General features: G+C 72.6%; 16 protein-coding genes. 6 read left to right on the top strand and 10 right to left on the bottom strand.

The annotated features are described in order from the left end of the window. Window positions 1-26: 26 nt before the first annotated feature. Window positions 27-359 (bottom strand): RNA polymerase-binding protein RbpA, encoded by a 333-nt coding sequence (locus QQX13_RS00740; RefSeq protein WP_301144253.1) that lies wholly within the window; start codon window positions 357-359, stop codon window positions 27-29. Between the two features lie 137 nt (window positions 360-496). On the opposite strand from QQX13_RS00740, the gene QQX13_RS00735 reads away from it, so the two are divergent. The 3 genes from QQX13_RS00735 to QQX13_RS00725 all read left to right on the top strand — a co-directional run bounded on the left by QQX13_RS00735 (window position 497) and on the right by QQX13_RS00725 (window position 4398). Further along, entirely contained in the window at window positions 497-2860 is a 2364-nt protein-coding gene (locus tag QQX13_RS00735) for an excinuclease ABC subunit UvrA (RefSeq protein WP_301152114.1), read from the top strand. A gap of 226 nt (window positions 2861-3086) precedes the next feature. Continuing rightward, on the top strand, window positions 3087-3785 hold the full coding sequence (locus tag QQX13_RS00730) for an N-formylglutamate amidohydrolase (RefSeq protein WP_301152113.1): 699 nt from the start codon (window positions 3087-3089) through the stop codon (window positions 3783-3785). Between the two features lie 22 nt (window positions 3786-3807). Then, on the top strand, window positions 3808-4398 hold the full coding sequence (locus tag QQX13_RS00725) for a hypothetical protein (RefSeq protein WP_301152112.1): 591 nt from the start codon (window positions 3808-3810) through the stop codon (window positions 4396-4398). Window positions 4399-4413: 15 nt separating this feature from the next. On the opposite strand, the gene QQX13_RS00720 is transcribed toward QQX13_RS00725, so the two are convergent. Beyond that, a complete protein-coding gene (locus QQX13_RS00720) occupies window positions 4414-4548 on the bottom strand; it encodes a hypothetical protein (RefSeq protein ID WP_301144248.1) in 135 nt (44 codons plus the stop codon). A 230-nt stretch (window positions 4549-4778) separates the two neighbouring features. On the opposite strand from QQX13_RS00720, the gene QQX13_RS00715 reads away from it, so the two are divergent. Continuing rightward, on the top strand, window positions 4779-5249 hold the full coding sequence (locus QQX13_RS00715) for a hypothetical protein (RefSeq protein ID WP_301144247.1): 471 nt from the start codon (window positions 4779-4781) through the stop codon (window positions 5247-5249). 64 nt (window positions 5250-5313) lie between these two features. Here QQX13_RS00715 and QQX13_RS00710 read toward each other — a convergent pair whose 3' ends face one another. The 7 genes from QQX13_RS00710 to QQX13_RS00680 all read right to left on the bottom strand — a co-directional run bounded on the left by QQX13_RS00710 (window position 5314) and on the right by QQX13_RS00680 (window position 12105). Continuing rightward, window positions 5314-5811, bottom strand: coding sequence for a flavodoxin domain-containing protein (locus QQX13_RS00710; RefSeq protein ID WP_301144246.1), 498 nt, complete (start codon window positions 5809-5811; stop codon window positions 5314-5316). Window positions 5812-5891: 80 nt separating this feature from the next. Next, window positions 5892-9299, bottom strand: coding sequence for a pyruvate carboxylase (locus tag QQX13_RS00705; RefSeq protein ID WP_301152110.1), 3408 nt, complete (start codon window positions 9297-9299; stop codon window positions 5892-5894). A gap of 149 nt (window positions 9300-9448) precedes the next feature. Beyond that, on the bottom strand, window positions 9449-10015 hold the full coding sequence (locus tag QQX13_RS00700; RefSeq protein WP_301144243.1) for a MerR family transcriptional regulator: 567 nt from the start codon (window positions 10013-10015) through the stop codon (window positions 9449-9451). Window positions 10016-10104: 89 nt separating this feature from the next. After that, complete coding sequence (gene ftsR / locus QQX13_RS00695) at window positions 10105-10842, bottom strand: transcriptional regulator FtsR (RefSeq protein WP_301152109.1); 738 nt, start codon at window positions 10840-10842, stop codon at window positions 10105-10107. Between the two features lie 7 nt (window positions 10843-10849). Further along, window positions 10850-11272, bottom strand: coding sequence for an FHA domain-containing protein (locus QQX13_RS00690; protein WP_436968538.1), 423 nt, complete (start codon window positions 11270-11272; stop codon window positions 10850-10852). A gap of 40 nt (window positions 11273-11312) precedes the next feature. Then, entirely contained in the window at window positions 11313-11933 is a 621-nt protein-coding gene (locus QQX13_RS00685) for a CDP-alcohol phosphatidyltransferase family protein (protein ID WP_301152107.1), read from the bottom strand. A gap of 22 nt (window positions 11934-11955) precedes the next feature. Beyond that, the gene (locus tag QQX13_RS00680; RefSeq protein ID WP_301144239.1) at window positions 11956-12105 is read right to left on the bottom strand and encodes a hypothetical protein; all 150 of its coding nucleotides are present in this window, start codon (window positions 12103-12105) and stop codon (window positions 11956-11958) included. A 115-nt stretch (window positions 12106-12220) separates the two neighbouring features. Here QQX13_RS00680 and QQX13_RS00675 point away from each other — a divergent pair, with 115 nt between their 5' ends. Next, window positions 12221-12739 carry a MarR family winged helix-turn-helix transcriptional regulator gene (locus QQX13_RS00675; protein WP_301152105.1) on the top strand — a complete coding sequence of 173 codons (519 nt, stop codon included), beginning with the start codon at window positions 12221-12223 and terminating at the stop codon, window positions 12737-12739. Window positions 12740-12784: 45 nt separating this feature from the next. Next, on the top strand, window positions 12785-13891 hold the full coding sequence (locus QQX13_RS00670) for an FAD-dependent oxidoreductase (RefSeq protein ID WP_301152104.1): 1107 nt from the start codon (window positions 12785-12787) through the stop codon (window positions 13889-13891). Here QQX13_RS00670 and QQX13_RS00665 read toward each other — a convergent pair. Continuing rightward, window positions 13854-17237, bottom strand: coding sequence for a bifunctional proline dehydrogenase/L-glutamate gamma-semialdehyde dehydrogenase (locus tag QQX13_RS00665; RefSeq protein WP_301152103.1), 3384 nt, complete (start codon window positions 17235-17237; stop codon window positions 13854-13856). The two genes, QQX13_RS00670 and QQX13_RS00665, sit on opposite strands and share 38 nt — an antisense overlap. Window positions 17238-17319: the final 82 nt, after the last annotated feature.

Genomic DNA, 17319 nt, shown 5'->3' with positions numbered 1-17319 from the left:
TGGCGGGGCCTTCGTGAGCGGGGCGCCTAGCGGCGGCTCGCCCGCAGGAGCTCGAGGCGCTCCTCCAGGAGCTCCTCCAGCTCGGGGATGGTGCGCCGCTCGAGCAGCATGTCCCAGTGGGTGCGCTGCGGCTTGACGTCCTTGGCCTCGGGCTGGTTGCCGTCCCTCAGGAGTGCGAGGGCGCCGCAGTGGCACTCCCACGACAGGGGGACGTCGGCCTCCACCGAGAACGGCATCGAGACCACGTGCCCGTTGGGGCAGTCGTAGTGGACCTCGACCCGCTCCGCCAGCTCGGCGTGGTGGATCGACTCCATGCTCTGGGTGCCCAGCCGCATGCCACGCAGTGCGCGATCAGCCATGTCTGCCTCCTTCTCGCAGGTAGATCCTGCACACAGGGGTCAACGTACGGTTGCATGACGTTGTTCCTGGCGCGCCAGGCGGGCCCGGTGGACCATACTGACGCCGTGCCCGACGGCACGGGGGAGGGGAGCGGCTCATGGCAGGTCCGACGCATCCGGCGGATGCTCACGACGCGATCCGCGTGCGGGGAGCGCGCGAGAACAACCTCAAGGACGTCTCGCTCGACCTGCCCAAGCGGCGTCTCACGGTGTTCACCGGGGTGTCGGGCTCCGGCAAGAGCTCGCTGGTGTTCGACACGATCGCGGCCGAGTCCCGCCGGATGATCAACGAGACGTACTCGTCGTTCGTGCAGAACTTCATGCCGACCATGGCGCGCCCCGACGTCGATCTCCTCGAGGGCCTCACCACCGCGATCACCGTGTCGCAGGAGCGCATGGGGGCCAACTCGCGGTCCACCGTGGGCACCGCCACCGACGCGAACGCGATGCTCCGGATCCTGTTCAGCCGCCTGGCCGAGCCCCGGCTGCCGTCGCCGCAGGCATACTCCTTCAACGTCGCCTCCTCGACGGGAGTCGGCAGCGTGAAGGTCGCGAAGGGCGCCTCGACGCAGGCGCAGAAGCGGGAGTACACCCTGGTCGGCGGCATGTGCGCCCGCTGCGAGGGCATGGGCCGGGTCGACGACATCGACCTGACGCAGATCCTCGACGACTCGCGGTCCCTGGCCGAGGGCGCCATCACCGTGCCGGGGTACACCGCCGACGGATGGGCGGTGCGCATGTACACCGAGTCGGGCTTCCTCGACCCCGACAAGCCGCTCCGGGACTACTCGGAGCGCGAGCGCGACAGCCTCCTGTACAAGGCGCCCACCAAGGTCAAGATCGCGGGCATCAACATGACCTACGAGGGCCTGATCCCGAAGATCCAGAAGTCCATGCTCTCCAAGGACCTCGAGGCGATGCAGCCCCACATCAGGGCCTTCGTGGAGCGAGCGGTGGCGTTCACGACGTGCCCGGACTGCGCGGGCACCCGTCTCAACGACGGCGCCCGCGGCTCCCGCATCGACGGCGTGAGCATCGCGGACGCCTGCGCGATGCAGATCACGGACCTCGCGGCCTGGGCGGGGACGATCGACGCGCCCGAGGTCGCGCCGCTGCTCTCGGGCCTGCGCGCGCTGCTGGACGCGTTCGTCGAGATCGGGCTCGGCTACCTGTCCCTGGACCGTCCCGCCGGGACGCTCTCGGGAGGGGAGTCGCAGCGCACGCGGATGATCCGGCACCTCGGGTCGGCGCTCACCGACGTGACGTACGTGTTCGACGAGCCCACGATCGGCCTGCATCCGCACGACATCGAGTCGATGAACCGCCTGCTCCTGCAGCTGCGCGACAAGGGCAACACGGTGCTGGTGGTCGAGCACAAGCCGGAGGCCATCGCGATCGCCGACCATGTGGTCGACATGGGCCCGGGCGCGGGTGGCAGCGGGGGAGAAGTGGTCTACCAGGGAGATCTCTCCGGATTGCGCGCCTCCGGCACCCTCACCGGCGGTCACCTCGACCACCGCGCGGCGCTCAAGGACGCGGTGCGCACGCCGACCGGGTCCATCGAGGTGCGGGGCGCCTCGTCCCACAACCTGCGGGACGTCGACGTTGACGTGCCCACAGGCGTGCTCGTGGTGGTGACGGGCGTCGCGGGCTCGGGCAAGAGCTCGCTCATCCACGGGTCGGTCGCGGGGCGCGAGGGCGTGGTGGCGATCGACCAGTCGGCGATCAAGGGCTCCCGGCGCTCGAATCCCGCGACCTACACCGGCCTGCTGGAGCCCGTGCGCAAGGCGTTCGCCAAGGCCAACGGCGTGAAGCCCGCGCTGTTCAGCGCGAACTCTGAGGGGGCGTGCCCGGCGTGCAACGGCGCCGGCGTCATCTACACCGACCTGGGTCCCATGGACACGGTGGAGACGCCGTGCGAGGTGTGCGAGGGGCGGCGCTTCCAGGCCGCGGTGCTCGCCCACACGTTGGGTGGCCGCTCGATCGTGGACGTCCTGGAGATGCCGGCAGCGGAGGCCGCGCGGTTCTTCCTCGAGGACGATGCGCGGGTGCCGGCCGCGGCGGCCATCGCGGCGCGGCTGGTGGATGTGGGGCTCGGTTATGTCAAGCTGGGCCAGGAGCTGACGTCGCTGTCGGGCGGCGAGCGGCAGCGGCTGCGCCTCGCGGCCCGCATGGCCGAGCGCGGCGACGTCTACATCCTCGACGAGCCGACCACGGGCCTGCACCTGGCGGACGTCGACAATCTGCTCGGGCTGCTGGACAGGCTCGTCGACGCCGGCCGGACCGTGATCGTCATCGAGCACCATCAGGCGGTCATGGCGCACGCGGACTGGATCATCGATCTCGGACCGGGCGCGGGTCACGACGGCGGCCGGGTGGTGTTCGAGGGCACGCCGTCGGCGCTGGTGGCCGACCGCTCGACGCTCACCGGCGAGCACCTCGCGCGCTATATCGGGGCGTGACGTCACGCCCCAGCGCGCGATGCCGATAATGTGCATTATGTCAGTTCGCACGCGGGGCGGGCGGGTGAGCCCCTTCCCCCTCAGGGGCGTCCGCCCGGGCGTCAGGAGTGCTGTGTTGGACGCCCATGCGTCACTGGGCGCGGCGCACCCACACATATAAGCAGTATCGCGGTACGTTGGCGCCAGCAGAACCCCTGAGCACCATCCTGAGAAGGCTGGAGACCTGGTGACGACGCACGAACTCGATCCCGTCGCGCTCCATGCGCGCGAGCCTGACGTCTCCTCGCGGTGGCGCGCGATCGACGCACGGTTCCGGGTCGCCCGCGAGGACGCGCGCGACGGCGACGAGGACGCGGCGCTCCACGTCGACCGCGACAGCGCGCTCGTGCTCACCGCCCCGCACGGCACGCGTCACTACCGCGCCGGCGCCATGAAGCAGGCCGACCTCCACACGGGCTCGCTCACGTTGCTGGCCGGGGAGCTCGCCGACGTCTCCGCGGTCGTGTCCGCACGGGCTCACGCCCCGTGGGACTCCTGGGACGAGCGGGACGACCCCTTCGCCCGCCATCTCAGGGAGCTCCGGCCGCCCGCCCGCATGGTGGTGGACATCCACGGCATGGGCGATCACCACGGTCCCGACTTCTGCCTGGGCACCGGGCCGCGGCCCGGACCGCTCGAGCGGCTCGCGGTCGAGGTGCTGCGCCACGAGCTCGAGGACTTCGATGTCGCAGTCGACGCGCCGTTCGACGCGCGCCCCCACTACACGGTCACCCACCTCGCGCAGCGGCACCTCGGGCTGGCCGGCCTGCAGATCGAGGTCGCCGCACGGTGGCGCAGCCCTCGCGACGCGGACGCCGCCCCGGGCGCGGCGGCCCTGTCCCGGGCGCTCGGCGTCGTCGACGCCGGCCTCCGCGCCGCGGCCTGAGCGCCGGCGGTACCGTGTGGCGATGAGACGGCTGCTCCTGACGCTCGCGACGGCTGCGGTGCTGGCGGCGTGCTCGGCCGAGGAGCCCGACGGCGCAGAACTCCCCTCGACCGCGATCCCCTCGGCGATCGCCGCACGGCTCGACGCGCTCGACGCAGCGGTCTTCTCGTGGCGTGAGGCCGCTACCGTCGCCGGGGCGCACGCGGCCGCGGAGGATGCGCGCAACCTCGTCGTGGGTCCCGCGGGGGCCCTCTACGGGGATGGCGACGGCAGCGGCTCGCTCGGGGTGGAGCCCGCGACCGGACTGCTTCCGGGGCTCGACGGCTCCCCCGGCCTCGCAGGCCCGCCCGCGCTCAACGCCTGCGTCGACGCGGACGTGCTCGGCGGCTCCTGGGAGGACCCGCAGGAGCGCTGGGACATCATGCTCGAGGCGATCGACGCGTGGGCCCCCGGCGGGAACACGTTCCCGTCGCTGCCGTCTCATCCCCAGCGCGTCGTCGGCTGGGCCACGCTGACGCTCGAGGCCGACGACCTGGACCTCGCGCACGAGTACGCCGGACACGCGCAGCTGCACGTGGATGTGACCCGCGCGGCCTACGAGTCCTGCGGGTGACTCCCCCGTAGATCCTCAGCGACGCGGGTGATGGTTCCTCCACGCGACCGCCACGGAGGCGATCGCGCCTGCGGCGAGCACCGCGACCATGAAGAAGAATCCGGGCGGGGTCTGGGAGGCGGTGGCCCCCGCGGCCGCGACGATGAACATGTGCGCTCCATCGAGTCATGCGGCGAGGCGCGATGGATCTCACCGGCCTCGTCGCCGGGTGTGGGGACCACCTCCAGGATATCGCGGCACGGGTGCCCCACCCCCGTCGACGGCTACGACGCGCCGCGACCGAGGAGCGCGTAGTTGGCATAGGACAATACTTGTGTCACGCCAGATATCTAGTTCGTTGGTCCCTGGCGAGCGCGCCCGTACGGTCATAGATTGGCGGTATGTCCCCCATCGTGCACCGCTCCGGATCCTCCGTCGACACCCGCGTCTGGGCCGACCGCCTGGCGGACCTGGTGCTGCTCTCGGTGGATCCCTCCCCTGACGCGCGACTCGCCGCCGCGCTCGACCCCGAGTGCCCCGCGGTGATCCTGTCGAGGCTCGTCGCCGACGACGACCCCGAGGTGCGCGCCGCCGCCGCCGCCCACGCCGGTCTGGCGTCGCGGACCATGCGCGAGGTCGCGCTGTACGGCGACCAGGAGGTCTGCGCCGCCCTCGCCCGCAACCCCTCCGCGACCACCGAGGCGATCGAGACGCTGTCCGATCATGGCGACCGGATCGTGCGCCTCGCCGCCGCCCGGAGCCCCCGGATGCATGGTGAGCGGCTCGCCGTGCTCGCGGCGGACGACGACGCCATGGTGCGCGCCGCCGCACGGCGGTCCAGGACCGCCTCCGCCCGCCCCCGACACCGGTGATCATGCGAGAGGGCCGCTCCCCCCTGCGGGGAGCGGCCCTCTCGCATCGCAGGGGCGGCGCGCGCTACGCGGCGGCGAGCTCCTCGAGCTTGGCGGCGACGCGCTCGGTCCACTCGCGGACCGCGGTGAAGTCCCGGAAGTCGCCCATCGGGGGGTTGAGCGCCTTGATCAGGGCCTTCTCCCCCACGTTCAGGCGGTCCCAGTTGATGGCGCCCGGGAAGCGGGCGTGGTCGTGCGCCTGGACCTCGCGGGCGAAGCCGTCGGACTCGTCGAGCGGCTGCCCGGGCTTCACGACGGTCTCCATGCCGACCGAGAACAGCCAGACGTCCTTCGCGATCAGCTCGTCACGGTGCTGCTTGATGAGCGCCGAGGCGTCGCGGCGCCAGAGGCCGCCGTACACCGCCGAGCCGATGATGACGGCCTCGTAGTACTGGATCCCCTGCACGTCGCAGGCATCCAGAAGGTCGACCTCGAAGCCGTGGGCACGGATGTCCTCGGCGATGCGGGTGGCGACCTCGCGGGTGGCTCCGTACTTCGAGCCGACAGCGACGAGCACCTTCATGATGTCCTCCTTCTCGGATGGGCCAGTCCATGGTCCCGGCAGCCCTCGGACGGGCGACGGGACGATGGTCCCGCACCAGCCTATTCGACCACGAGCACCAGGTCGCCGCCGCCGAGCGCCTCCGACGAGTCGATGACGACGCGCGCGACCGTGCCGGCCACGGGCGTGGTGATCGAGGACTCCATCTTCATGGCCTCGATCACGGCGACCGTCTGACCGGCCTCGACCTGGTCGCCCTCCGACACGCGGGGCGTCACCAGCCCGGTGAACGGCGACGCGATGTGCCCGGGCTTGGAGGCATCGGCCTTCTCGCGCTGGACCACCTCGATCTTGGCGGACAGGTCGCGCACCTGGATCGGGCGGATCTGGCCGTTGAAGTTGAAGATCACGGTGCGCTCGCCGTGGTCGTCGGGCTCGCCGACGGCCTCGATGGTCGCGATGATCCGCACACCCCGGTGCAGCTCGATCACGGCCTCCTCGCCGCTGCCGACCGTGAGGCCGTACAGGTAGTGGAACGTATCGATGACGGAGATGTCGCCGTACGTGTCCACCGCCTTGTCGAACTCCTTGGCCGGTCCCGGGAACAGCAGGTGGTTGAGACGACGCCGGCGGTCCGGGCCGGCGACCGCCAGCACCTCGCGGTCGCCCTCGCTGAGCTCGGGCAGCGTGCGCGTGACATCGCGGCCCTGCAGGGCCTTGCTGCGGAACGGCTCGGGCCAGCCGCCCGGCGGGTCGCCGAGCTCGCCGGCGAGGAAGCCGATGACGGAGTCGGGCAGGTCGTACTTGTCCGGGTTCTCCTCGAAGTCCGCGGGGTCCGCATCGTTCGCGACCAGGTGCAGGGCGAGGTCGCCGACCACCTTCGAGGACGGCGTGACCTTGACGAGGTTGCCGAGGATCCGGTTGGCGGCCGCGTACATGTCCTCGATCGCCTCGAACTTGTCCGCCAGGCCCAGCGAGATCGCCTGCTGACGCAGGTTGGAGAGCTGGCCGCCCGGGATCTCGTGGTGGTACACGCGCCCCGTCGGGCCCGGCAGTCCGGACTCGAACGGCGAGTACAGGCGTCGCACGGACTCCCAGTACGGCTCCAGGTCCTGCGCCGCGGCGAGGGCGATCCCGGTGTCGCGCTGGGTGTGCTCCAGGGCGGCGACGAGCGCCGACATCGGGGGCTGCGACGTGGTGCCGGCCATCGCCGCGTTCGCGACGTCGACCGCGTCGACCCCGGCCTCGGCCGCCGCGAGCAGCGTGCCGATCTGGCCACCGGCCGTGTCATGCGTGTGCAGGTGGATCGGCAGGTCGAACCGCTTGCGGAGCTCGCTCACGAGGACGTACGCGGCCGCCGGGCGCAGCAGGCCCGCCATGTCCTTGATCGCCAGCATGTGCGCGCCGGCCTCGACCAGCGAGTCGGCGAGGTTGAGGTAGTAGTCGAGCGTGTACAGCTTCTCCTCGGGCGAGATCATGTTGCCCGTGTAGCACAGCGTCGCCTCGGCGATCGCGGTGCCGGTGCCCCGGACGGCCTCGATCGCGGGACGCATCTGCTCGACGTCGTTGAGGGCGTCGAAGATGCGGAAGATGTCGATGCCGGTGGCCGCAGCCTCCTCGACGAACGCCACGGCGACCTCGTCGGGGTAGGGCGTGTAGCCGACCGTGTTCCGCCCGCGCAGCAGCATCTGCAGCGCGATGTTCGGCATCTTGGCGCGCAGGTCCGTGAGACGGATCCACGGGTCCTCGGACAGGAAGCGCATGGACACGTCGTAGGTTGCGCCGCCCCAGCACTCGACCGACAGCAGCTCGGGCGTCATGCGGGCCGTATGGCCGGCCGCGGCGAGCAGGTCGTAGGTGCGCACGCGGGTCGCGAGCAGCGACTGGTGCGCGTCCCGCATGGTGGTCTCGGTGACGGCGAGCGCCTCCTGCTCGCGCAGCGCCTTGGCGAAGCCCTCCGGCCCCAGCTCGAGCAGTCGCTGACGCGAGCCCGCCGGCGGCTCGGCCTCGAGGTCGATCGCGGGCAGCTTGTCGCCGGGACGCACCACGGCCTCCGCGTGCTCGCCGTGGGGCCGGTTCACCGTGGTGTGGCCCAGGAACGCGAGCAGCTTCGACGAGCGGTCCTGGTTCTCCCCCACCTGGAGCAGCTCGGGGTGCTGGTCGATGAACGCGGTGGTGACGCCGCCGGCGCGGAACTCGGCCGAGGAGAGCACGTTGCGGAGGAACTTGATGTTGTTGGTGACGCCGCGGATGCGGAACTCGGCGAGCGCGCGCTCGGCGCGCGTGATCGCGGTCTCGAAGTTGTAGCCGCGGCACGTGAGCTTCACCAGCATCGAGTCGAAGTGGCCCGTGATGGTGTTGCCGGCCATACCGGTCGCGCCGTCGAGGCGGACGCCTGCGCCGCCGGGCGAGCGGTAGGCGACGATGCGCCCGGTGTCGGGGAGGAAGCCGTTGGCGGGGTCCTCGGTGGTGACGCGGGTCTGCACCGCGAAGCCCGTGACGCGGACGTTGTCCTGGCGCAGGCCGAGGTCCTCGAGCGTCTCGCCGGAGGCGATCCGCATCTGCGAGCTCACCAGGTCGACGCCGGTGACCTCCTCGGTCACGGTGTGCTCGACCTGGATGCGCGGGTTCATCTCGATGAAGACGTGCTGGCCGGCGCGCTCGCCCTCGGTGGCGACCAGGAACTCGACGGTGCCGGCGTTCACGTAGCCGAGGCTGGTGGCGAACTTCACCGCATCCGCGCAGAGCGCGTCGCGGATCGCCGGGTCGAGCGCCGGCGCGGGCGCGATCTCGATCACCTTCTGGTGGCGGCGCTGCACCGAGCAGTCGCGCTCGAAGAGGTGGATGACGTTGCCCTCGGCGTCCGCGAGGATCTGCACCTCGATGTGGCGCGGGCCCAGGACGGCCTGCTCGAGGAACACCGTCGGGTCGCCGAACGCGTTCTCGGCCTCGCGCATCGCCGAGGCGAGCAGCTCCGGCAGGTCCTCGGGGCGCTCGACGCGACGCATGCCGCGACCGCCGCCGCCCGCGACGGCCTTGACGAAGACCGGGTAGCCGATGCGGTCGGCCTCGGCGATGATGAACTCGGGGTCACGCGAGGGCTCCGAGGAGTCCAGCACGGGCACGCCGGCGTCGCGGGCCGCCTTGAGCGCGGCGACCTTGTCGCCGGCCTTCGCCAGCACCTCCGGCGGCGGGCCGATGAAGGTCACGCCCTCCTCGGCGCAGCGGCGCGCGAAGTCCACGTTCTCGGACAGGAAGCCGTAGCCCGGGTAGATCGCGTCGGCGCCGGCCTGCTTGGCGACCTCGAGGATCGACTCGATGTCGAGGTACGCCTTGACCGGGTGTCCCTCCTCGCCGATCTGGTAGGCCTCGTCGGCCTTGACGCGGTGCTCGGACATCCGATCCTCGTGCGGGAACACCGCGACTGTGCGGGCACCGTTCTCGAATGCGGCCCTGAAGGCCCTGACGGCGATCTCTGCGCGGTTTGCCACGAGGACTTTGGCGAACATCTGCTTCCCTTCGACGTTGGGGACATCCTGCCAGGTTTCGGGTGCCGAGTCAGCCGCGGTGCGGGGCGTCTCACATGGCGGGACGTGCGGGTGGGGGCGCCGGGGCGCGCGACGACGCGCCGCCCGGTGCGGGCATGGGGACGCCGGCGTCAGCCGGCCTGGGAACGACGGGCGCGACGCTCCGCCAGGTCGTCGGCGCCCACGGTCTCGAGGTCCTCCGGCCGGTCGGCGGGCAGCGCCAGGAGCGAACCCTCGAGCTCGCGCCAGACCTTGCCGAGAGCGATGCCGAAGACGCCCTGGCCGCCCTGCACCAGGTCGATGACCTCGTCGTCCGACGTGCACTCGTACACGGACGCGCCGTCCGACATCAAGGTGATCCGTGAGAGGTCCTCGACCCCGCGCTCGCGCAGGTGCGAGACAGCCGAACGGATCTGCTGGAGCGAGACGCCGGAGTCGAGCAGGCGCTTCACCACGCGCAGGACGAGGATGTCCCGGAAGCCGTACAGGCGCTGGGTCCCCGACCCCGTGGCGGACCGCACGCTGGGCTCCACCAGGCCGGTGCGCGCCCAGTAGTCGAGCTGACGGTAGGTGATCCCCGCGGCCTTGCATGCGGTGGGTCCGCGGTAGCCCGCGTTCTCGTCGAGGTGCGCGAGGCCGTCGTCGAAGAGGATGCCCTGGTCGAGCCGGGTCACGCCGCGGCCGGACTCGTCGGTCATCGCTCCTCCTAGGTTCAACCTTGACTTCAACGTTAGGGCTCGGCCGAGGCCGGGTCAACGACCGCGGGCCGTGTCGCGCGCCGCTTCCCTCATCCTCCCACGCGAAGCCGCACGGACGCGGAGAACACGGCGATGGCGGCCTCTCCGAAGTCGGCGGCGCGCGCGTCCGCCTCTCCCCCACCCCGGCGCCTCAACGGGGCCGCCGCATCGTCCGCACGATCAGCCTCGCGCCGCGCGGCGAGCACCAGCGTGCGCAGCGCGCGCACGTCCCCGCCCGCCGCCAGGTACGCGGAGGCGGCGACGACCACGTCGAGCACGGCCGGCTCGTAGCCGTCGGGCACGGTGGCGGCGACGAGACCGGCGCGCTCGAGCTCGCCCAGCACGTCCACCGACACTCCCCCGCGCTCCGCGACCTCCGCGGCGCTCAGGTAGTCCGAGGGCGCCTCGCCGATCTCCTGGAGCGTGACCGGCTCGTGCAGACGGCCGCTGTCGAGCGCGTCGAGCTGCTCCTTGATCACCGTGAGCGGGCGGTAGTGGTCACGCTGCTGCCGGAGCACGAATCGCACGCGCTCGACGTCCGCCGGGGAGTACTGCCGGTATCCCGACGGCGTGCGCTGCGGGCACACCAGTCCGTGCGAGTCGAGGAACCGCAGCTTCGACGTGGTCAGCGTCGGGAAGCTCCGCTGCACGAGCGCGAGCACGTCGCTGACGCGGAGCATGGGCTCGTGCGAGAGCGCGTGCGGCCAGGTCCCGACCAGCGGCTCGGGAGAGGACGGCGCTGCGGCGCGTGGGGACGATGCGGCGGCGTCGCCGGCGGCCGAGGCCATGCGGGGATCAGCCCCGGGCACCCGGATAGAAGGTGAGGCGGTACTTGCCGATCTGGACCTCGTCGCCCGCGGCCAGCCGGCGCTCGGAGACGCTCTCGCGATTGACGTAGGTGCCGTTGAGCGAGCCGTGATCGCGCACGTAGAACTCCACGCCGTCGCGGATGAACTGGGCGTGCTCGCGGCTGACGGTGACGTCGTCGAGGAAGATGTCGGACTTCACCGAGCGGCCCGCCGTGGTGATGTCGACGTCGAGCAGGAACCGTGCGCCCATGTTCGGGCCGTGGTGCACGATCAGCAGCGCGTGATCCGGACCGAGCGCGTCGACCGCGGCCTGGTCCTGGGCGCTCAGGCGGTGCGGCACGCCCTCATCGACCGGGGCGGCCGAGTCGAGGGACATGGTCCTCTCGACGGGGCTCTCGTCGTACGTCATGACGCCTCCTCCTGCCATCGGACGATCCCCATCCTAGGGCTCACGCCCCCGCCGGAGGAACGGTGGCGCGCGACCGATTCACCAGATCGACCACGTACCCGATCCCCGCCACCCAGTACAGCACCGTGGCGGCGAGCGTGCCGACGAAGAACACGGTCCAGGCGATCGACCACTCGGCCAGGAAGGCGATGTACGCCCAGGGCAGGAACACGTAGAGCCCGAAGGTCGCCGCCTTGCCCACGAGGGTGACCTGCGAGGACTCCACGCCCCGCGCACGCGCCACCAGCAGCGCGATGCCGACGACCGCGTCGCGCGTCAGCAGCAGGGCCGTCAGCCACCATGGGATCACGCCGCGCGCGGCGAGGCCGATGACCACCGCCAACGTGAGCAGCCGGTCGGCAGCGGGATCGAGGATGCGGCCCAGCCGCGTCACCTGATCCCACCGGCGCGCGAGGTAGCCGTCGAGGAAGTCGGAGACGCCCGCACCGATCAGCGCGGCGATCGCCCAGCCGTCGTGGCGCTCGGCGAGCAGCACGACGAACACCACGATCAGCACGATCCGGACCGCGCTGATCAGGTTCGGCACGGTCCACACCTGGTCCCGCGGCTCACCCGCGGCCCGGGTCGCGGCACCGTCCTCCACGCTCGACTCGTCGCTCACGCGCGACAGTCTACGAGCGTGCTCAGGAGTCGGATGCCTCCTCGGCGACCTTGTCCACGGTCTCCGCCGCGATCCTCGCGGCCTCGTCCTCGGACGCCCCGCGCGCGAGCTCCCGCGCCCTGATCTGCTCGAAACGGTAGTGCCGCGTGTCCGTCACGCTCTGCTCGCCCATCGTGCACCTCCATCGCTGCCTGAGGGACGTCTCCAGCCTATGCCGGAGCCGCGGCGACGGCCACCACAGCGCGCGGCGCGGTGACACGCCCGCCGCGCCCCCGTACGATGAAGGCGTGACCACCCCTGCCGCCGACGAGCGTGAGACCGCTCTCTGGCGCGCGCTCACCCTGATGGGTCGCCGCCTGCAGGGCATCCTGGAGCAGCGGCTGCAGGCCTCGGTCGGCATCTCGGTCCCCGACTTCGAGATCCTCTCCGCCCTCGCGCGCTCCGAGGACGGACGCATGCGCGCCGGCGAGCTCGGCGAGATGCTCGGCTGGGAGAAGTCCCGCACCTCGCACCACGTCTCCCGCATGGAGGCGCGCGACCTCGTGTCCCGCGTGACGTGCCACGAGGACCTGCGCGGCACGTGGGTCGAGATCCGGTCGCAGGGCCGGCTCAAGGAGGCCGCCGCTCAGCGCGTGCACGCGGACGCCGTCCGGGCCGCGCTCACGGACATCCTCGAGCCCGACGAGACGGACGCGCTGGCGCGCACCGCGATGCGCGTGCTCGACGGCAACCCCCTCAGCACGTGCCGCGTCGAGATCGACCGCCTCGCGGTGTCGCTCGGTGTCGCCGAGCCCAGCGCCCGGTGACGCGCGCGTCCCGAGCGGCCCCGTCGCCCGCCTAGGCTTGTCCCCATGCCCGAGCAGCTCCCGACCGCCGCCGCCGTGGTCGTGATCGGTGCTGGGCAGGCCGGGCTCGCCGTCGCCTACCACCTGCGCCGTCGGGGGCTGACCCCCGGCGACGACCTGCTCGTCCTCGACGCGAACCCCGGCGCGGGCGGCGCATGGCGCCACCGGTGGCCCGGGCTCACGCTGGGGGGCACGCATCGGCTCCACGACCTTCCGGGCATGACCGACACGGGGCTGACCTTCACCGAGGCGGATCCGCACCGGCCAGCGCGGGAGCTCGTCGCCGAGTACTACGGCGCCTACGAGGACCATCACGATCTCCGGGTGGTCCGGCCCGCCCGCGTCACGGCGGTGCGTCGCGACGGGGACGGCTACCTCGTGGAGTGCGCGCCCGGCTCACCGGTCACCGCCGTGCGGGCGCGGGTCGTGGTGTCCGCCACCGGGACGTGGAACCGTCCCCGGCTGCCCCTGGTGGAGGGCCGGGAGGAGTTCTCGGGCCTCCAGATCACCACCGCGGACTACACGGACCCGGCGCCCTTCGTCGGACTCCGGGTCGCCGTGGTCGGCGGCGGGACCTCCGCCCTCACGTTCCTCGACGAGGTGGGCGACGTCGCCCAGGACCTCCACTGGTACACGCGGCGGGTGCCGCTGTTCCACGACGAGGAGGAGGAGCTCACCGCGGAGCGCGGACGCATCGCGGTCGGCATCCAGGACGAGGCGGCGCGCGCAGGCAGGCCGCTGCCGTCGATCGTGGCGGTGACGGGGCTGCCCCGCTCGCCCCTGGTGCGGCGCCTGGAGGGCAAGGACCGGCTGCGGCGTGAGCCGATGTTCGCCTCTCTCGACGCGACCGGCGCCGTCACCGCCGACGGCGAGCACGTCGAGCTGGACGCGATCATCTGGGCGACCGGGTTCCGCCCCGACCTGACCCACCTCCAGCCGCTCGGCGTGGTCAACGAGGTGGGCGGGATCGTGGTCGAGGACGGGCGGGTCCCGGACGAGCCCGGGCTGTTCCTCGCCGGGTACGGCCCTCAGGCCAGCACCATCTCCTCGAATCGCGCGGCCCGCGTCACGGCGCTCACGATCGCGCGTCTTCTGGCCGGTCCACAGGCCTGAGCGCAGCCTCGCCGGCGGGCCACGGGGTGCCGAAGCGGTGCATGGTCACCGAGACGGCCTGCTCCCGCGCGAAGGGCAGCAGCTCGAGCTCGGGGGCTGCGGTGACGGGCGCGTCGTAGACCGCGACGGACGCCGTCGGCGCGACAGGGCGGCCCACGCACCGCACGCGTGCGCCGGGCACCTCGGCCAGCCGCGCCAGCAGGGCAGGCTCGTCCTCGACGGCCACCGCCAGCCCGGCGGCGCCGAGCCGGGCACGCAGATCGGGATCGGGCTCCTCCTGCGTCGACACGCCCCCCGTCCCGCCCACGCGGACCCGGGCGGCGCACACCCGGAGCAGTGCGTCGACGTCGGCGCCGTCCCAGCGGATCTCGGCGGGCGCGGGACGATGCCGCAGCGCGTTGCGCTCGCACGCGAGCCCGGAGCGGTCGACCGGGGCGGCCATGCGTGCCCAGACGGGCGCGTCGGCCGCGACCGCGGCGTGGACCCAGGGGGCCGTGTCGGCCAGCAGCGCATCGTCCACGTGCGCCGGCTCCAGATCGGTGACGCGCTCCCACCCGGTGAGCGCGTACAGGTAGGACGGGCCACCCGCCTTGGCGCTCGGCCCCACGACCGACCGCTTCCAACCGCCGAAGGGCTGGCGCTGCACGATCGCGCCGGTGATGCCGCGATCGACGTAGACGTTGCCCGCCTCCACGGCGGCCGACCAGCGCGCGATCTCGTCGGGGTCGAGGGAGTGCAGGCCCGCGGTCAGCCCGAAGTCGACGGCGTTCTGGATCTCGAGGGCGTGGTCCAGGTCCCGTGCGGCGATCAGCCCGAGCACCGGGCCGAAGCACTCGGTGAGGTGGAACCAGGATCCCGGCTGGACGCCGGTGCGGATGCCCGGGCTCCAGACGCGGCCGGCGGGGTCCAGGCGGCGGGGTTCGACCAGCCACCGCTCCCCCGGCTCGAGGGAGGTGAGCGCCCGCAGCAGCTTGCCCTCCGCCGGCCCGATGAGCGGGCCGACCTGCGCGGAGGCGTCCGTCGCCTCCCCGACCTCGAGCGAACGGGTCGCGTCGACCAGCTGGCCGAGGAACCGCTCCGAGGTCGCGACGGACCCCACGAGGATCGCGAGCGAGGCCGCGGAGCACTTCTGCCCCGCGTGCCCGAACGCCGACGCGACCACGTCACGGGCGGCCAGATCGAGGTCGGCGCTCGGCGTCACCACGATCGCGTTCTTGCCCGATGTCTCCGCGAGCAGCCGCAGGCCCGGGCGGATGCGGTGGAACAGCTCGGCGGTCTCGAAGGCGCCGGTGAGGATCACCTGGTCGATCCGCGGGTCGCCGACCAGCCTCTCCCCCAGCGCGTCGGGGTCGAGGTCGACCAGCACGAGCGCGTCGCGGGGCACGCCCGCCTCCCACAGCGCCTCCGCGACCACGGCGGCGCAGCGCGGTGCCTGCTCCGCCGGCTTGAGGACCACCGCGGAGCCCGCGGCGAGCGCGGCGAGCACGCCTCCCGCGGGGATCGCCACCGGGAAGTTCCACGGCGGGGTGACCAGGGTGACCGCACGCGGCACCGGCGTCGCGCCCGCGAGGCCCACCAGGTCGAGGGACCGGTCGGCGTAGTAGCGCGCGAAGTCGATCGCCTCCGAGACCTCGGGGTCGCCCTGGTCGAGCGTCTTGCCGGCCTCGCTCATCATGACCGCGACGAGCGCGTCGCGGCGGCGCTCCATCGCGTCCGCTGCCGCGCGCAGGATCGCGGCGCGCCGCTCCGGGGCGAGCGCCTGCCAGCCGCCGGCCCCGGCGGATGCGGTGGCGAGCCGGTCGTCGAGCGCGGCCGGATCGTCCACCCGTGAGGCCGTCACGGTCGCGCGCCCGAGCTCACCTGCCTCGGCCAGGCGGCGCACTCCGGCGGCCCAGCTCCGGGCATCGGGCACGGCCGGGTCCGTGTCGGAGGCGTTCCGGAAGGCGCCGCCCGCCGGTCCGGCCTCCGCGCGGCGCCGGTGGCTGGCCACCGCGGGCCGGCTCGCCAGCGCGAGCGCCGCCTCGAAGCGCGCCCTCTCGCGGGCGAACACGCCCGGGTCACGGTCGAGGTCGTACAGCGAGGACATGAAGTTCTCCCGGCTCGCCACCTCCTCCAGCCGTCGCACGAGGTAGGCGAGGGCGACGTCGAACTCGGCGGGATGCACCACCGGCGTGTAGAGCCGGAGCGGGCCGACGTCCTCGGCGACCGTGGCGGCCACGTGCTCGCCCATGCCGAGCAGCATCTCGAAGTCGACCGCATCGTCCACGCCGCGGCCGCGCGCGAGCAGCAGCGCGAACGCCACGTCGAACAGATTGTGGCCGGCGACGCCGACGTGCACCGCGGCGGTCCGCTCGCGCACGAGCGCGCGGTCGAGCAGCCGCTTGTAGTGGGCGTCGGACTCCAGCTTCGAGCCCCAGGTGGCCACCGGCCAGCCGTGCAGCTCGGCGTCGACGCGCTCCATCGACAGGTTCGCGCCCTTGACGAGCCTCACCTTGATGGGGGCGCCACCGTCACGCACGCGCCGCTGCGCCCACTCCGTGAGGCCGTCGAGCGCGGCGAGAGAGTCCGGGAGGTAGGCCTGGAGCACGATGCCCGCGGTCAGCTCACGGTGGCGCGGAACGTCGAGCAGCCGGGTGAACACCGCCACGGTCAGGTCCAGGTCCCGGTACTCCTCCATGTCGAGGTTGACGAACGTGCCGGTGCGGGCGGCCGCGGCGTACAACGGGTCGAGGCGCGCGCAGATCTGCTCCACCGCCTGGTCGAACGCCCACGGGTTGTGGGGCGCGACGGCGGCGGACACCTTGAGGGAGACGTAGTCGACGTCGTCCCGCTCGATGAGCGCGAGGGTGCGCGCGAGCCTGCGATCCGCCTCGCCCGCGCCGAGCACCGCCTCGCCGAGGAGGTTGAGGTTGAGCCGGCTTCCCGTCCGCCGCAGCCGCGCGAGGGCCCGCCCCAGCCGGGCCGGGGTCGCGTCGACCACCAGGTGCCCGACCATGCGGCGTACCACGAGCCTCACCGTGCCCACCACGATCCCGGGCACGACGCGCGAGGCCGCCGAGCCCGCTGCCAGCAGGCCGCGCTGATACGCGGGAAGAAAGGACAGGTCGCGGCCGACGACGCGTCGCAGCGAGGCGGCGGCGACGCGCCGGTCCTCGGGCCGGACCACGCCGTCGACGAGCGCCGTGAGGAACGGGAGACCACCGGGGTCGCCCAGGAGCCGCGCGAGCATCCGCGCCGAGCCGTCGACGGGGTGCGCGCGCGACCGCGCGAGCCAGTCATGCACCTGGGCGGCGACCTCCGCGGCCGTCGGGGCCTCCGTCGCGATGCCGGGCGTGTCGATGGTCATGTCGCTCCCTTCCGGCATCAGTGTGAGACAGCTGAGGATGAACCACCAGCGCGCATTGGTTCCGCACATCGTTAAGTTCTGC

Origin of the sequence: Demequina lignilytica (genome assembly GCF_030418375.1) — a bacterium.
GTDB lineage: Bacteria > Actinomycetota > Actinomycetes > Actinomycetales > Demequinaceae > Demequina > Demequina lignilytica.
This window is presented reverse-complemented; position numbering and strand designations above follow the sequence as displayed.

Excerpts from the sequence above, each read along its gene's own strand:
- QQX13_RS00740 (WP_301144253.1), bottom strand. The coding sequence starts at position 359 with ATGGCTGATCGCGCACTGCGTGGCATGCGGCTGGGCACCCAGAGCATG.
- QQX13_RS00735 (WP_301152114.1), top strand. The coding sequence starts at position 497 with ATGGCAGGTCCGACGCATCCGGCGGATGCTCACGACGCGATCCGCGTG.
- QQX13_RS00725 (WP_301152112.1), top strand. The coding sequence starts at position 3,808 with ATGAGACGGCTGCTCCTGACGCTCGCGACGGCTGCGGTGCTGGCGGCG.
- QQX13_RS00720 (WP_301144248.1), bottom strand. The coding sequence starts at position 4,548 with ATGTTCATCGTCGCGGCCGCGGGGGCCACCGCCTCCCAGACCCCGCCC.
- QQX13_RS00715 (WP_301144247.1), top strand. The coding sequence starts at position 4,779 with ATGTCCCCCATCGTGCACCGCTCCGGATCCTCCGTCGACACCCGCGTC.
- QQX13_RS00710 (WP_301144246.1), bottom strand. The coding sequence starts at position 5,811 with ATGAAGGTGCTCGTCGCTGTCGGCTCGAAGTACGGAGCCACCCGCGAG.
- QQX13_RS00705 (WP_301152110.1), bottom strand. The coding sequence starts at position 9,299 with ATGTTCGCCAAAGTCCTCGTGGCAAACCGCGCAGAGATCGCCGTCAGG.
- QQX13_RS00700 (WP_301144243.1), bottom strand. The coding sequence starts at position 10,015 with ATGACCGACGAGTCCGGCCGCGGCGTGACCCGGCTCGACCAGGGCATC.
- ftsR (WP_301152109.1), bottom strand. The coding sequence starts at position 10,842 with ATGGCCTCGGCCGCCGGCGACGCCGCCGCATCGTCCCCACGCGCCGCA.
- QQX13_RS00690 (WP_436968538.1), bottom strand. The coding sequence starts at position 11,272 with ATGACGTACGACGAGAGCCCCGTCGAGAGGACCATGTCCCTCGACTCG.
- QQX13_RS00680 (WP_301144239.1), bottom strand. The coding sequence starts at position 12,105 with ATGGGCGAGCAGAGCGTGACGGACACGCGGCACTACCGTTTCGAGCAG.
- QQX13_RS00670 (WP_301152104.1), top strand. The coding sequence starts at position 12,785 with ATGCCCGAGCAGCTCCCGACCGCCGCCGCCGTGGTCGTGATCGGTGCT.
- QQX13_RS00665 (WP_301152103.1), bottom strand. The coding sequence starts at position 17,237 with ATGACCATCGACACGCCCGGCATCGCGACGGAGGCCCCGACGGCCGCG.